We start from the raw sequence: 14,382 nt of genomic DNA on the forward strand, positions 1-14,382 counted from the left end.
GCGCACGGGTGGTGCCTGAGCCGTGCGCACGGCCCGCCGTGGTGCGGCGGAGCGACGGTGCGGCGGAGCGACGGTGCGGCGGAGCGACGGTGCGGCGGAGCGACGGTGCCGGGCGACGGTGCGGGTCAGCCGGCGGCCTGCTCCGCCATGCGGCGGCGCAGGCTGGCCGGACGCATGTCGGTCCAGATCTCGTCGATGTGCGCGAGGCACTCCTCGCGGCTGCCTTCGGTGCCCTCGGCGTGCCAGCCGGCCGGGAGGTCGCGGTCGGCCCACCAGACCGAGAACTGCTCCTCGTCGTTGTGGACCACGCGGAATGCGGCGGGAACGGACTGCTGTTCGGACATGGCTGTCTCCTGGAGAGGGGGTCGGGCGGGTGTCATACGGAGGTGGTGAGGGGGGGCTCCCACAGGTGGGAGACCGCTCCGAAGTGCCGGGTGACCCAGGCGTCGGAGTACACGGTGTCGAGGTAGCGGTCCCCGCCGTCGGGGAAGACGAGCACGCACTGGGAGCCCGCAGGGATCCGGTCGGCGAGTTGTTCCAGGGCCGCGACGACGGCTCCGGAGGAGGCCCCCGCGAGGACGGCCTCGCGGCGCACCAGCCGACGGCAGGCGGCGACGCTGTCGAGGTCGGGTACGTGGACCACCTCGTCGGCCAGGGTCAGGTCGGCGAGCGGCGGCCGGATGGCCGCGCCGTGGCCGGGCAGCAGCCGGGGACCGGGCGGGTTGCCGAAGATGGCGCTGCCGGCGGCGTCCACTCCCACGACGGTGGTGTCCAGGTCGTTCGCGCGGATGTACTCGGCGCAGCCCCGCAGGGTTCCGAAGGTGCTGACGGCCGAGAAGAGGTAGTCGACGCGGCCGCCGAGCGCACGGTCGATCTCCTCCATCGTGCGGTGGTGTGCGATCGGGTTGAGCGGGTTGCTGTACTGGTTGGGCCAGTAGGCACCGGGGAGCTGCTCGGTCAGTTCCCGGACCCGGCGCAGCCGGGAGGGCAGGAACTCGCCGGTCTGCGGGTCGGGTTCGGTGACGATCTCGACCTCGGCCTGGTAGGCGCGCAGGAGGTCGATGTTGCGCGCGGTGGTGCGGGCGTCGACGACGCAGATGAACCGCAGGCCGAAGCTGCGGCACAGCTGGGCCAGTCCCACCCCGAGGTTGCCGGAGCTGGACTCGACGACCACGGACCGGGCCGGTTCGAGTTCGCCGGTGGCGACCTTGTCCGCGAGCAGGCGCAGGGCGGTGCGGTCCTTGATGCTGCCGCCGGGGTTGAAGCGTTCCATCTTGGCGTAGATCCGGGACGGGAAGTCGGGCAGGATCCGGTCCAGCGCCACCAGCGGGGTGCCACCGATGGTCTCGCGCAGCCCTTGGGCGAGGGCGCGGCGTCCAGGCTTCATGAGGGGCGGGTCTCCCCGGGCAGGAAGCCCTCCACCTCCACGCCCAGCCCCTTGGCGGCGGCTTCGGCGTGGACCCGGGCGGCCAGGGCGATGTCGAGGGCGCCGAGTCCGAAGGGGGAGTAGACGAGGGTGCGGGCGGGGTCGCGGCGGAAGGAGGCGGGGTCGCGCAGGATCCGTCCGATCTCGGCGTCGACGAAGTCCCGCTTCCCGGTGGCCTGTTCGGTGAGGTGGACCGAGGTCTGCTCGCGGCTGACGTGGTCGGTGTCGTCGGTGACGTTCTGCGCCGCGAGGATGTCCTCGACCTTGATGTCGCGCAGGGAGACGTGCAGGACGGTGGACCCGGGGGCGAGCGGAGCGAGGTCCAGGTGGGGCGTGGCGGCGGTCGTGGCGAGGGAGACCAGGCGGTGGGCCGCGAGGGCCTCGCCGACCGTGTCCGCGACCGTCACGCCGAGGCCGGTGAGCTCGGCGGCGCGGCGGGCGAAGAGCGCGGCGCGGGCCGGGTCCTGGTCGTGGACGGTGGCGTGGCGCAGCCCCGGCAGTTCCGAGCGCAGGAAGCGCAGCACTTCCAGGTTGATGACGCCGCAGCCGATGAGTGCGGCGCCGTGGGTGTCGGGCTCGGCGGTGAACAGCCGCGCGGCGACGGCCGCACTGGCGGCGGTCCGCTTGGCGGAGATCACCGAGCCCTCGACCAGGGCGGCCGGGCGGCCGGTGCCCGCCTCGTTGAGGATGATCGCCGCGCTGGCGCGTTCCAGACCCTGTTCGAGGTTTCCGGGAAAGGAGGATATCCATTTCATCCCGGTCGCGGGCTCGTCTCCCCCGACGAACGCGGGAAGACCGATGATGCGGTCGCGCGGGGAGTCCGGGAAACGCAGGAATATCGAGTGCGGCAGTGCGGTACGGCCTTCGTCATGGGCCTTGTACGTCTTTTCCACGACGTCGGCCACGAGGCGTTCCTGCCCGTCCAGTATCTGCCGGACGTCGGCATGACGCAGAATCAGCATGGTGTCGCTTCCTTATGCTCGAAGTTCTCCGGGCAGCGGTCCCCGCCGGCCGGAGCGACGATGACGCAGTTCGATCCGGCTGGGATCCGGTGGGCGAGCTGGACGAGGGCGGCGGCGGCCGCGCCCGCCGTGGAGTCGGCGAGCAGCCCCTCGGCGCCCAGCAGGCGCTCCCGCATGAGGGCCGCCTCCTTCGGGTCGACCCACACCACGTCGTCGACGCCGAAGGGGATCGCCAGCGGGCCGGTGGGCACCGGGGCCGGCCCGCGGCTGACCCCGATGACGGCGGTGTCCAGGCCCTGGATCCTGGCGAACTCGGCGCAGCCGCCCAGGGTGCGGGGGTAGGCCAGGTCGCACAGGACCAGGTCGACCCGGTTCTCCAGGGCCTCGGCGATCTCCCGCATCGTGTCGCTGTCCTCCTGCGGCCACACGGGGGCGGCGCTGGTGCTGAGGCGGAACGCCGGGGACACGGTGGCGATGATCTCCGCCATCCGCTCGGGGGCGGTCCCGGGGGCGACCGTCTCGTGGCGCGCCCCGTAGGCGGTGAGGAGCGCCGGGAAGGGGTCCGGTGCCCCGCCCTCCATCAGGGCGAGGAAATCGATGCCGTAGTAGCGGCACACCTGCGCGAGGGAGACGGCGAGTTCGGGGGTACAGATCTCGACGGCGAGCGAACCGTCCGGGACGCGGCCCTCGCGCCGGATCACCTCCCGTACCAGGGAGAGCGCCGTGCGGTCCTCGATGCTTCCGCCGGGGTTGTGGCGCTCCATCTTCATGAAGACGCGGGACGGGAATCCGTCGAGGAGACGGGTCAGCTCCACGAGGGGAGTGCTCCCGATGGTGGAGATGATTCCTCGGTGTACGGCCTGGTTCACTCTTTTCCTCTCTCTCCCTGGACCGCAGGGATGCCTGAATCAATGTGCGGGGGGCCTCTATCAGCCATCTATGCGAATCCCTGCGTCCGTCTCCGGCAGGCGGTGGTGGACGACGGGGCCCGCGCCGGCCGCCTCCTGGGCCACCGCTCCGTAGAGGGGCGGGACGAGCGGGAGGTCCTCGACGCGCCAGGTCGAAGGACCGGAGGGCTCGGCGTGGTGGACCAGCGCCGCGGGGCGGGTTTCCGGCTGTACCTCGACGCCCGGCAGGTCGACGACGATGCCGACGCCGCTCGCCTTGAGCACGGCCTCCTTGCGGGTCCAGCAGCGGAAGAAGGCCTGCCGGCGGGATTCCGCGTCCGGCCTGCCCTCGATGTGGGCGAGCTCGGAGCGGGACATGACCAGGAGCGAGGACTCCTCGGAGACCTCGGTGGCGGCGCCGTCCTCGATGTCCACGCCCACTTGGCGGCCGGCGGCGATCGCGAGCAGCCAGTGGGATCCGGACCGCGAGAGGTTGAACTCCAGTGAGCAGTCGGGCCATTCGATGCCGGGCCGACCGTGGGGTGCTCCCCCGCAGCGCGGGCAGGCGCGGCGGCCGATGCGCAGCGCCGCGGCCTCCACTCCGGTGTAGCGGGCGAGGATCCGGCGTACGGCGGCGTGGACGCCCGCGTAGGGAACGCCCGCCCCGGCCGCCATGCCGCGCAGTTGCTCGCGCTCCTGCGCGGAGAGCACGGCCCGGTCGGCCGGCGACAGCAGGCCTGGTGCGCGGCCCTGCCAGACGTGGACGGCGCCGGTGTCGAGGAGGTTCCGGTGCAGAGCGGTGACCGCCGGGGACCGGAGTGCTGCCGGGGTCCCTGACGCGCCCATCAGCCGGACATCGCCACGAGGACCCGGCGGGTGCCCGTGAACGGCCGGCGGCCGTGCGCCAGCAGGACGTTGTCGATGAGCAGCAGGTCGCCCTCGCGCCAGTCGACGTCGACGGCGTTGTCCAGACCCCGGTCGCGGATCTGTTCGATGAAGGCGGTGGGGATGGGGCTGCCGTCGGCGAAGGTCACGGCCTGCGGCAGGTCCTCGGCCGGCATGATCGCCGCGAGCTGCGCCGCGGTGTCGTCGCCGAGTCCGGCCGGGTGCCACTGGTCGGCCTGGTTGAACCAGACCTCGGCGCCGGTGACCGGGTGGCGGGTGGTGGCCGGGCGGTGCTGGGAGATGCGCAGTCCGCCGTCCGCCTTCCAGGTCCATTCGGCCCCGGAGCCGGCCAGGAAGGCCTCGACCTCCTCGCGGTCCTTGGTCTCGAAGGTGTCCTGCCAGCTCTTGCCGAGGCCGTAGCCGTCGTGCAGGTTCTGCAGGTAGCGGACGCCTCCGGCGAAGGCCTCGCGGACCTCGGGGTCGAGCGCGCCGAGCCAGCGCGCGGCGTCCAGGGCGGGGGTGGCGCCGCCCGTGGCCGCCGCCTTCTCGCAGTAGAACGCGAGCCGGGTGGGCCACTGGTGGGCGTAGCTCATCTCGTTGTGCATGGAGATGGTGAACTCGGGCGGGTACTCGGTCGAGGTGTAGACGTTGCCGCCGACCTTCGTCCGGGGGGAGTTGCCGTGGACGTAGGCGAGCCGGTTGGGGAGCAGCAGGTCGAGTACGTCCGGGAGGCTGTCGGGGGTGATCCCGAAGCCCCGTAGGACGATCCCCTTCTCTCGGGTGAGGAGGGCGGCGAGGCCCTCCTCACCGGCGGTGTCGGCGAGCTGTCCGGCGAGCCGGTCGGCGCCCGCCCCGTCGGCGGTGATCTCCAACGGGGCCCAGGTGCCCGTCCTGTCTTCGGCCGTGCTCTGCATGGTCGGATCCCTCTTCTCTGCGCACGTGTTCGTGTGACGTAACCGAGGGTCGGGCGGGCAGCATGCCGAAAACTATGCGGCCGCTACAGCGCCGACCCACGGCGCCGGCCGTCCCCGTCCCGGTCAGACGGAGGCGCTGCCGTCGACGGCCGGGCTGGTGCCGAAGGCCTTGACCGCCTGGTAGTAGGTCCAGGCGGTGGAGTCGCACGAGGTCTTCTTGACGCCGGAGTAGGCGGAGCAGACCCGCTTGAGGTCGTTGTAGAAGGCGTCGTCCAGGCGCGGCTTGTTCGTGCTGAAGGAGCCCGCCGCCTTGTAGTTGCGGTAGCCGAAGTCGTGACGGGCGCAGGCGTTCTGGAAGGGGAAGCCGAACGGGTTGTCGGGCGAGGAACTGCAGTAGTCGGTCGACCAGTCGAAGCCGTACGCGGCCCAGCTGCCCTGCGCGGAGCGGGCGGCGGACCAGGCGTTGTAGCTGGCCGCGCCGGTCTGGGTCCAGCTGCTCAGTACCTGGGGCTTGTCGGCCGGCGCGGCGACGGCCGGGCCCGCGAATGCGACTATCCCGGTCACGGTGGTGGCGACAACGGCAGCGAGGCGACGGCGCATCAGAGTCCTCCGACAGACGGGGCGCCGGGATTTTCCCGGGCCGAGCCATCAGAGTGGAGGGGGCGGTTATCGGGGATCCCCGCCGCAGCTATACGGAACCTTTTGGCGAACGGCCGTTCCATTTGCCCGAAGCGCACGGATAAAGCACACTGCACAAAGTCATCCACCTGGATCTACCGGCCGGTAACTGATCACATGGTCGGGTGCAGCCGGGGGGATTGCACGAAGGTGATGTGAGGGGACCGGGGGGACCGCGACGGTGCGAGAGGTCGTCTTCAGGCTTTTGGGCCCTCTCGATGTCCACATCGACGGAAAGCCCTTACGGCCGGGCGGTGCCCGCCAGCGGACCGTGCTGACCATGTTGCTGTTGTCACCGGGCCGGATCGTCTCCGTCGACAGCCTGATCGAGGCGGTGTGGCCGGACGGCGCTCCGACCACCGCCCGCAACCAGATCGCCATCTGCATCGCGGGCCTGCGCAAGGTCTTCAACGCGGCGGCGGACGCCTCGGGACTGATCGCGACCTCGCACCCCGGCTACGTCCTCAACCCGCTGGACCACCGCATCGACTCGGTCCTCTTCGAGGACCGGGTCCGCCAGGCCCGGGAGTTCAGCCGCGGCGGCCGGACCGCCGATGCCTGCGACAGCTTCGCCGAGGCCCTCTCGCTGTGGCGGGGCCGCGCCATGGACGGCATCGCGGGCGCCCGGATCGAACAGGAGGCGGCCCGCCTGGAGGAACTGCGGCTGGACGTCCACGAGGAGTACGCGGGCCTGCGCCTCCAGCTCGGCCGGCACCGTCTGCTGATCCCCGAGCTCACGGCCCTGGTGGCGGAGAACCCGCTGCGCGAACAGGCGCGGGCGCACCTGATGCTCGCCCACTACCGCTCGGGGCGGAGGGCGGACGCGCTGGTGGTCTACCGCGAGGGCCGCAGGCTGCTCGTCGACGAACTCGGCATCGAACCGGGCTCGGCCCTGCAGGGACTGCACGACCTCGTGCTGCAGGACTCCCCCGAACTCACCCAGCCGCGCGCCAATCCCGCCCCGGCGCCCGTGACGGCGGCCGCCGCACAGCTCCCCGTCGCGGCGGCCTCGTTCACGGGGCGGGCCAAGGAACTCAGCGAACTCGACCGGATGCTGGACGAGCGGCTGGGCCAGTCGCCCCTCACGATGGCCGCGATCAGCGGGATAGGGGGCGTCGGCAAGACCGCCCTCGCCGTCCAGTGGGCCAACCAGATCGCCGCCCGGTTCCCCGACGGCCAGATCTTCGCCGACCTCCGCGGCTACGACGAGGCGTACGAGCCGGTCTCACCGGCCACCACGCTCGACCGCTTCCTGCGCGACCTCGGCGTGCCGACGCACCAGATCCCCGCGGATCCGGGCGAGCGGGCCGGGCTCTACCGCAGTGTGCTGGGCGGCAAGCGCGTGCTGATCGTGCTGGACAACGCCCGCTCCTTCCAGCAGATCCAGCCGCTGCTGCCCGGGAACGGGCGCTGCTGCGTGATCATCACCGGCCGCGACCTGATGGACGATCTGATCGGCGACTACGCCGTCCTGCGCATCGGCCTGAACGCGATGGACCCCCAGGAGGCCACCGCCCTCCTCGGGGAGGTGGCGGGCGAGCAGCGGATCGGCGCCGATCCGGGCGCCACGGAACGGCTCGGGGTGCTGTGCGACCGGCTGCCGCTGGCACTGCGCATCGCCGGAGCGCGGCTGGCCGCGAAACCGCACTGGTCGGTGCGGAGCCTGGTGACGCGGCTGGAGGACCAGCGGCGGCGGCTGGACGAGCTGAGCCCGGGCGAGGGCGGGGTGCGGGCCGGCTTCCGGCTGAGCTACCGCGATCTGCCGGGGCCCGCCCGGCAGTTGTACCGTCGGCTGGGCCTGCTGACCGTCCCGGACTTCGCGGCCTGGGTGGGGGCGGCGCTGGCCGATGTCACGCCGATCGACGCCGAGGACCTGATCGAGCAGCTGGTCGACGCGCAGCTGCTGGAGGTCGCACCGTCCTCGGGGGCCGTCACCCGCTACCGCTTCCAGGACCTGCTGCGGCTGTTCGCGCTGGAATGCGCCCAGGCGGAGGAGAGCCAGGAGGACCGCGAGGCCGCGCTGGCCCGGGCGTACGGCGGCTGGCTGGGCCTCGCGGACATCGCGCGCCGGCGCACCTACGGCGGGAACCACGTGATGGGGTACGGGGACCTGACGCCGTACGCGCTGCCGGACGCGCTGGTCGAGGAGCTGATGGCCGACCCCGTGGGGTGGCTGGAGTCGGAGCGCACCGCCCTGGTCGACGTCGTGCACCAGGCGGCGGAATCGGACGGGTCGGCCGCCTACGCCTGGGCGCTGACGGTGAACAGCACCACGCTCTTCGAGGCCCACAACTACCTGGAGGCCTGGCGGTCCTGCGCCGAGCAGGCGCTGGCCGCCGCGGTCCGCACCGGCGACACGCTCGGCGAGGCGACGATGCTGCGCTCGCTGGGCACGCTGGCCATCTACCAGCGCCAGTACGAGGAGGCCGAGCCGGTGCTGGTGCGGTCGGTGGCGCTGTTCAACGCGTACGGCGAGAAGCACGGCGGGGCGGTGGCCCTGCGCAACCTGGCGCTGTGCGCCCGCTTCTCCGGCGACCTGGAGGGCGCGACCAAGGACGCGCGGGAGGCGCTGGAGGGCTTCCGGGAGACCGGTGACACCGCGGGCGAGTCCCATGTCCTGGGCCTGCTCGCCCAGCTGGAGCTGGAGCGGGGCAACACCGCCGAGGGCATAGCGCTGTGCACGGAAGCCATCGCCAAGAGCCGGGAGGCCGGCAGCGTCCGGGGGGAGACCCAGAACACCTACCGGCTGGCCGAGGCGCTGCTGCGGCACGGCGATCCGGCGGGCGCGGAGCAGACCTGCTTCAAGGTGCTGGAGCTGACCCGTGAGGACGGTGACCGCCTCGGTGAGGCACACTCCCTGCGCGGCATCGGGGAGGCGCGCTGGCGCCAAGGCCAGTGGGAGGCGGCGGAGTTCGTGCTGCTGCAGGCGCTGGAGGTGGCCAAGGAGGTGTCCGACCGGTTCCTGCGCGCCCGGATCGAGACCGATCTGGGGCTGTCGCTGGCGGTCCGGGGCTCCGGTGACGCCGTCCGGTGGCTCTCCTCGGCACGGGCGGTCTTCGAGGAGCTCGGCGCGGTCGTGTGGCGCGAACGGGTGGGCGAGGCGCTGGGGGTCGTCACGGCGGCCGGGGCGCACCCCGTACCGCCGGACGATCTGGTCCGCGTCCTGGAGGGCTGAGCGCCGGCGGCGGCCCCTGCGCTCAGGTCCAGGGGACCTCCGGGACGATGCCCGTGACGATGTCGGTGATCACACCGATCACACCGGGGGTCGGTCCGGTCCAGGGCACCTCACCCTGTACGCCGGTGCTGACGGGCGCGGGCGGCTGCTCGCTCGCCGCGGCCTCTCCCGCCGATCCGACCGTCAGTGCCAGTGCGGCGACCACGGCGGAAAGAGTGGTAGCGAGGGCGGTGCGGGTGCTTCGCATGCGTCGTCTCCTAGTCGAATCCACTTCGCTGCCGCTGCGGTCGGCGACAAGCAGGACGCTATGGAGGGGCGCTGTCGGAGCGATTTTGGTTCGATTAACGCCCAGGAACCACTCCCACCTGGGAGGAAGGATTCCGGAACGCGCCGCGCGCCCCACCGCCGGTGGGCGGTGGGGCGCGCGGACGTGGGGGGTGTGCGCCCGGGTCAGGCGTTGTTGTTGCCGTTGTTGTTGTCGTTGTTGTTGATCTCGTTGTCGGCGTTGTTGTTGCTGTTGTTGCCGTTGTTTGCGTTGTTGCCGTTGTTGCTGTTGTTGTTGTTCATGACGGGGTCCTTTGTGTCGGGTGGGTATCGCACTCAGCGGGATCAGCCTCCGCGCCGGGGCTATATCGCCACTTCGCATACACGTGCACCACGGCTATAGATCTTCCGTAGGCACATGCACGAACCTGGGCACCGACTGTCAGGACCGCCGCCTGGAAGAGGGACCCGCACATGCCGAGCAGCTCCGCCGCAGATACCCGCGTCCGAAGCGTCGTCGTCCTCGGCGGTGGGGTGGCGGGCTGGATGACGGCCGCCTACCTCGGCAAAGCGCTCCAGGGCACCGTGGAGATCACCGTGCTGGAGTCCCCCTCGGCCTCGCCGCTCAGTCTGGGCGTGGCGACCGTACCGAGCCTGCAGCATTCCTTCTTCGACTTCCTCGGCATCAACGAGGAGGAGTGGATGCGCAAGTGCGACGCCAGCTTCCAGATGGCCGTCCGCTTCGTGAACTGGCGTACCGAGGGCGAGGGCGAGGCCCGGGCGCGCCCGCTGCCGTCGCAGGGCCCCGACCACTTCTACCACCCCTTCGGGCTGCTGCCGGACTACGACCAGACCCCGCTCTCGCACTACTGGTTCAAGCGGACGTTCGAAGGCACGACCAAGGAGCCGTTCGACTACGCCTGCTTCCGCGAGCCGCCCGTGATGGACGCCAAGAAGTCCCCGCGCTGGCTCGACGGGCGGACCGCCACCCGGTACGCCTGGCATTTCGACACCGGGCTGTTCGCCGACTTCCTGCGGGACTTCGCGGTGGCCAAGCTCGGCGTGCGCCACGTCCGGGGCGAGCTGGCCGAGACCGTCAAGGACGGCCGGGGCTTCGTCACCGCCCTGCGCACCGAGGACGGCACGGCCTTGGACGGCGACCTGTTCGTGGACTGTTCCGGTTTCCGCGGACAGCTCCTCGACGAGGCCATGGGAGAGCCGTTCACGGGCGTGGAGGGGCATCTGCTGGGCGACAGCGTGGTGACCGCCGACGTCCGGCACGACGACGCCGCGCACGGGGTGGAGCCGTACACCTCCGCCATCGCGATGAAGGCTGGCTGGACCTGGAAGGTCCCCATGCCGGGCCGGTTCGGCACCGGGTACGTCTATTCCAGCCGCTTCACCACGCGCGAGGAGGCCGCCGCGGAGCTGTGCGCCCTGTGGGGCCTGGACCCGGCGACGACGCGGATCGGGTACGCCCGGCTGAGGGTCGGCCGCAGCGAGCGCGCCTGGGTGAAGAACGTGGTCGGCATCGGCGCCTGTACCGGCTTCCTGGAGCCGCTGGAGCCCACCGGGGTCCACTTCATCACCACCGCCCTCCACCAACTGGTGCGCTACTTCCCGGACCGCACCTTCCAGCCCGCCCTCGTGGACCGGTTCAACCGGGAGGCCCGGGTGATGTTCGACGACACCCGCGACTTCCTGCAGGCGCACTTCCACTACGCTCCGCGCGACGACACCCCCTTCTGGCGGGCCGGCAAGGAGCTGGAGCTTCCGGAGGGCATCCGGGAGAAGGTCGCCGCCTACCGGGCGGGCCTGCCCATCGACGCACCGGTCACCGACGAGTCGGCGTACTACGGCACGGAGTCCGGGAGCCGTTCCACCTGGACGAACGGCAGCTACTACTGCATCTTCGCCGGTCTGGGCCTGATGCCGGACGCGCCGATGCCGGTCCTCGCCCACATGCCCGACTCGGTGGCCGGGGCGGAACCCCTCTTCGACAGCGTCAAGCGCCAGCAGCAGAACCTGCTGGAGACGCTGCCCAGCACGTACGAATACCTGCGCCGGCTGCACGGCGAGAGCCGGTTCTGACGGGTGCCGGACACCGCGGCGCGACAAGTGGCCGGAAAGGGCGGACCACTACGCCACGCCGGAGTGGTGCCGCTACAGCGTCCGTGGAATGTCACTCGAATCGGGCTCGAGTGATCCTTCCGATTCCGCCGGACAGGCTACGCGAGATGCTTCAATGGCCACCGTCAGGGGCACTATTGGATCAGCAGGGAGCGGGCACGGGGATGCGGAAGTCGTATGTCGCGGCGCATGTCTACATGATCGTCGGAGTGATCTCCGGCCTGTACTACCGCGAGCTGACCAAGATCAACGATTTCGAGGGCGAGACCCAGCTCGGCGTCCTCCACACCCACTTGCTCGCGCTGGGCATGCTGGTCTTCCTGATAGTCCTCGGCCTCGACAAGGTGTTCGGCCTGTCCGGGAACAAGCAGTTCACCTATTTCTTCTGGTTCTACAACGCAGGCCTCTCGATCACCTGCCTCAGCATGCTCTACCGGGGCACCCAGACCGTGCTCGGCAATGAGGTTCCCGAACTCTTCTCCCTGGTCGGAGGGTTGGGCCACATCATCCTGACGGTGGGGCTCGTGCTCCTCTTCATCCTGCTCGGCAAGCGGGTCAAGGAGCACGAGAGCGCGCGGTCCGGGCAGGCCGAGCAGACCGAGCCGGTGAACAGCCCGGTCTGACGGCCGCCTTACGGCGTGCGGGCCGCCGGGCCGGTCAGGATGCCGGTCAGGGCGGCCAGGCGCTCCTGCGCGAGGTCGGGGCGCAGGCGGCGGCCCCAGGTGAGGGTGGCCAGGCCGTGCCAGGCGCTCCACAGCACCTCGGCGACGAGGTCGGGGTCGCGGTCGGCCGCCACCGGCTCGACTGCCTGCCTGATCTCGGCGAAGGCCGCCGACAGCGGCTGCGGCGTACCGGCCGCGGAGTGTTCCAGGCCGACGTCGAGGGTGAGCATGGCCTCGTAGAGGACCGGGCCCCGGGCCGCGAAGTCGGCGTAGGCGCGCGCGACCGCGTCCAGGGCCGCGTGCGGGTCCTGCGAGGAGAGCCGGGCCGCGTGCAGCGCCGCGGTCAGCTCGGTGAAGCCTTCGAGAGCCACCGCGTTGACGATGGCGTCCTTGTTCTTGAAGTGCTGGTAGAGCACGGGCTGGCTGTACTCGATGCGCTCCGCCAGCCGTCGCGTGGTGACGAAGTCCCAGCCCTCCGCCTCGGCCATCTCGCGGGCCGTGGTGAGGATCAACTGCCGGCGCTGGGCCTGCTCGCGGACTCGGCGCTCTCTCAGGGTCATGCGAACTACGGTAGCACTGTCGGTGAAAATCTAGTTGTCAGTGATAGGGTTTCTGTCTTTGGGCGGGGGCGCTTTTCGGCCGGTGCCCACAGCGGTCGTCCGGTGCGGTCGTCCAGTGCGTCTCTAGGTGCGGTCGGCAGCATGCGGGGCAAGACCGCCCACGGAGAGGCCACCCCCATGCAGACCCCGACTCCCCTGGAGCAGCTGCTCGACCTGGCGGCGGACCTGCTGGGCCACGACCGCCGGACCCTGCCCGCCAGGGCCGCGGGTTCGCCCTTCATGACGCTGGGCGGCGGGCTCGGCCAGGCCATGCGGCTCCAGGCCCTGGCCGGCGAACAGCTGCAACTCTCGCTGGACATAACCCAGCTGCTCGGCCCCCTCCCCCTCGCGGACGTCCTCGCGCGGGCCGTCGCCGTCCCGCGCGGCGCCGCGCCCCGGGCGGCCGGCTCCGGGCCGCGCGCCCTGCTGCCCGGGCAACTGGCGACCCTCACCGCGCAGCAGTACACCGGCGCCGCCGCGGTGCACCGCATGCTCAGCGCCGAGCTCACCGGGCCGCTCGACCTGGGCGCGCTGCGTACGGCCCTGGACGCCCTGGGTGCGCGCCACGAAGGGCTGCGCACCGCGTTCGGGCCCTCGCCGCAAGGCCCCGTACGGCGCGTTCTCGACGCGTACGCGCTGCCGCTCGTCGTCATGCCGAAGGTGCCCGCCGACGCCGGCGAGGACCCGGTGGCCGCGGCGCACGCGCGGCTGGCGGTGGACGTGGAACACCTGGCCGGGCATCCGGAGCGGCCGCCGCTCGCCTTCGCCCTGACCCGGCTGGCGGCCGACCGGCACCTGCTGACCTTCCTCTACCACGAGGCCGCCGTGGACTGCTGGTCCGTCTCCCTGGTCTGGCGGGAGCTGCTCGCCGACTACGGCCGCGCCGTACGGAGCCGGCCGCTCGACCGGAGCGACCGCTCCGGCTCCGACGCGGCCCTGCGGCGGGCCGAGGGGCTCGAGCGGTCCGGTGCGCTGCGCGCGCTGGCCGCCCAACGGGTCGAACGGCTGCGCGACTTCCCCGCCGTCGTGGACCTGACGGAGCCGGGCCGGAGGCCGGCGGTGTTCGACTTCCGCGGCGACCGGGTGCTGTTCGGGCTCGGCCCGGGACTGCGCGGGGCCGTCGACGCGACGGCCGCGCGGGCCGGGGTGCCGCACGCGGTCGTCCTGCTCTCCGCGTGGGCGCTGGCCGTGGGCCGGCGCTCCGGACACGAACGGCTGCTGGTGGGCACCGAGATGCCGCGGCGCCCCACGGCCGAGCTGCTGGGCACGGTCGCGCCGTGCTCGGCGACGGTGCCGGTGTGCTGCGAGCTGGAGGGCGGGGTCGACTACTTCCTGCGGGGCGTCGCCTGCGCGTTCGGCGAGGCCCTCGGTTACGCGGACCTCGATACGGCGGCCCTGGCGCGCGAGCTGGGCGTACCGGGTGACCGGTCCCGGCCCGCCCTGACGCAGGTGGTCTTCGCGGCCTGCGACGAACTGCTGCCCGAGACGCTGGAGGCGGGACCGCTCACGTCCCGCTTCCACCACGGACACCTGGGCGGCACCACCGCGGACGCCGCGCTGCGGGTGCTGCGGTGGGGAGCGGATCCGCTGCTGAGCCTGGAGTTCGCCTCCGGAGTGTTCACCCGGGCCGAGGCGGTGGGGCTGGCGAGCGAGCTGACGGACTGTGTGGAGGCGCTGACGGGCGCGGACCCGCAGGATCCCGTCGAGGACCTGCCGGCCATGTCGTGCGGCGGAGGGGCCCGTAGCAGAGCGGCCGCGGCCGGTGGGGCCCACACCTAGGGCAAGTCTCGCCACGGTACA

The 14,382-nt window shown here is 71.9% G+C and carries 13 protein-coding genes; 4 read left to right on the forward strand and 9 right to left on the reverse strand.

Going from position 1 to position 14,382, the window contains the following annotated elements; genetic code table 11:
• Window positions 1-125: 125 nt before the first annotated feature.
• The 7 genes from OG435_RS44495 to OG435_RS44525 form a co-directional block, all read right to left on the reverse strand.
• The gene (locus tag OG435_RS44495; protein WP_266886813.1) at window positions 126-344 is read right to left on the reverse strand and encodes an MbtH family protein; all 219 of its coding nucleotides are present in this window, start codon (window positions 342-344) and stop codon (window positions 126-128) included.
• 32 nt (window positions 345-376) lie between these two features.
• A complete protein-coding gene (gene sbnA, locus OG435_RS44500; protein WP_266886815.1) occupies window positions 377-1,387 on the reverse strand; it encodes a 2,3-diaminopropionate biosynthesis protein SbnA in 1,011 nt (336 codons plus the stop codon).
• Window positions 1,384-2,388: a 2,3-diaminopropionate biosynthesis protein SbnB gene (gene sbnB, locus OG435_RS44505; protein ID WP_266886817.1), complete on the reverse strand. Its 1,005-nt coding sequence runs from the start codon at window positions 2,386-2,388 to the stop codon at window positions 1,384-1,386. Before sbnB ends, sbnA begins: the two co-directional genes overlap by 4 nt.
• A complete protein-coding gene (locus tag OG435_RS44510) occupies window positions 2,382-3,257 on the reverse strand; it encodes a pyridoxal-phosphate dependent enzyme (RefSeq protein WP_266886820.1) in 876 nt (291 codons plus the stop codon). Before OG435_RS44510 ends, sbnB begins: the two co-directional genes overlap by 7 nt.
• 60 nt (window positions 3,258-3,317) lie before the next feature.
• On the reverse strand, window positions 3,318-4,121 hold the full coding sequence (locus OG435_RS44515; protein WP_266886822.1) for a 4'-phosphopantetheinyl transferase family protein: 804 nt from the start codon (window positions 4,119-4,121) through the stop codon (window positions 3,318-3,320).
• Window positions 4,121-5,074 (reverse strand): TauD/TfdA family dioxygenase, encoded by a 954-nt coding sequence (locus OG435_RS44520; RefSeq protein ID WP_266886824.1) that lies wholly within the window; start codon window positions 5,072-5,074, stop codon window positions 4,121-4,123. Before OG435_RS44520 ends, OG435_RS44515 begins: the two co-directional genes overlap by 1 nt.
• Before the next feature lie 123 nt (window positions 5,075-5,197).
• A complete protein-coding gene (locus OG435_RS44525) occupies window positions 5,198-5,674 on the reverse strand; it encodes a phospholipase (RefSeq protein WP_266886826.1) in 477 nt (158 codons plus the stop codon).
• A gap of 259 nt (window positions 5,675-5,933) precedes the next feature.
• Between OG435_RS44525 and OG435_RS44530 the strand changes: the two genes are divergently transcribed.
• Window positions 5,934-8,927 carry an AfsR/SARP family transcriptional regulator gene (locus OG435_RS44530; protein ID WP_266886829.1) on the forward strand — a complete coding sequence of 998 codons (2,994 nt, stop codon included), beginning with the start codon at window positions 5,934-5,936 and terminating at the stop codon, window positions 8,925-8,927.
• A gap of 22 nt (window positions 8,928-8,949) precedes the next feature.
• Here OG435_RS44530 and OG435_RS44535 read toward each other — a convergent pair whose 3' ends face one another.
• The gene (locus OG435_RS44535) at window positions 8,950-9,174 is read right to left on the reverse strand and encodes a hypothetical protein (RefSeq protein WP_266886832.1); all 225 of its coding nucleotides are present in this window, start codon (window positions 9,172-9,174) and stop codon (window positions 8,950-8,952) included.
• A 491-nt stretch (window positions 9,175-9,665) separates the two neighbouring features.
• Here OG435_RS44535 and OG435_RS44540 point away from each other — a divergent pair, with 491 nt between their 5' ends.
• Entirely contained in the window at window positions 9,666-11,282 is a 1,617-nt protein-coding gene (locus tag OG435_RS44540; RefSeq protein WP_266886834.1) for a tryptophan halogenase family protein, read from the forward strand.
• A 203-nt stretch (window positions 11,283-11,485) separates the two neighbouring features.
• Entirely contained in the window at window positions 11,486-11,944 is a 459-nt protein-coding gene (locus OG435_RS44545; protein WP_266886835.1) for a DUF2871 domain-containing protein, read from the forward strand.
• A gap of 8 nt (window positions 11,945-11,952) precedes the next feature.
• Here OG435_RS44545 and OG435_RS44550 read toward each other — a convergent pair whose 3' ends face one another.
• Entirely contained in the window at window positions 11,953-12,543 is a 591-nt protein-coding gene (locus tag OG435_RS44550) for a TetR/AcrR family transcriptional regulator (RefSeq protein ID WP_266886837.1), read from the reverse strand.
• Between the two features lie 141 nt (window positions 12,544-12,684).
• Between OG435_RS44550 and OG435_RS44555 the strand changes: the two genes are divergently transcribed.
• Window positions 12,685-14,361, forward strand: a complete 1,677-nt coding sequence (locus tag OG435_RS44555) for a condensation domain-containing protein (protein WP_266886839.1) — start codon at window positions 12,685-12,687, stop codon at window positions 14,359-14,361.
• The last annotated feature ends 21 nt before the right edge of the window (window positions 14,362-14,382 follow it).

Origin of the sequence: Streptomyces sp. NBC_01264 (assembly GCF_026340675.1) — a bacterium.
Classification (GTDB): domain Bacteria; phylum Actinomycetota; class Actinomycetes; order Streptomycetales; family Streptomycetaceae; genus Streptomyces.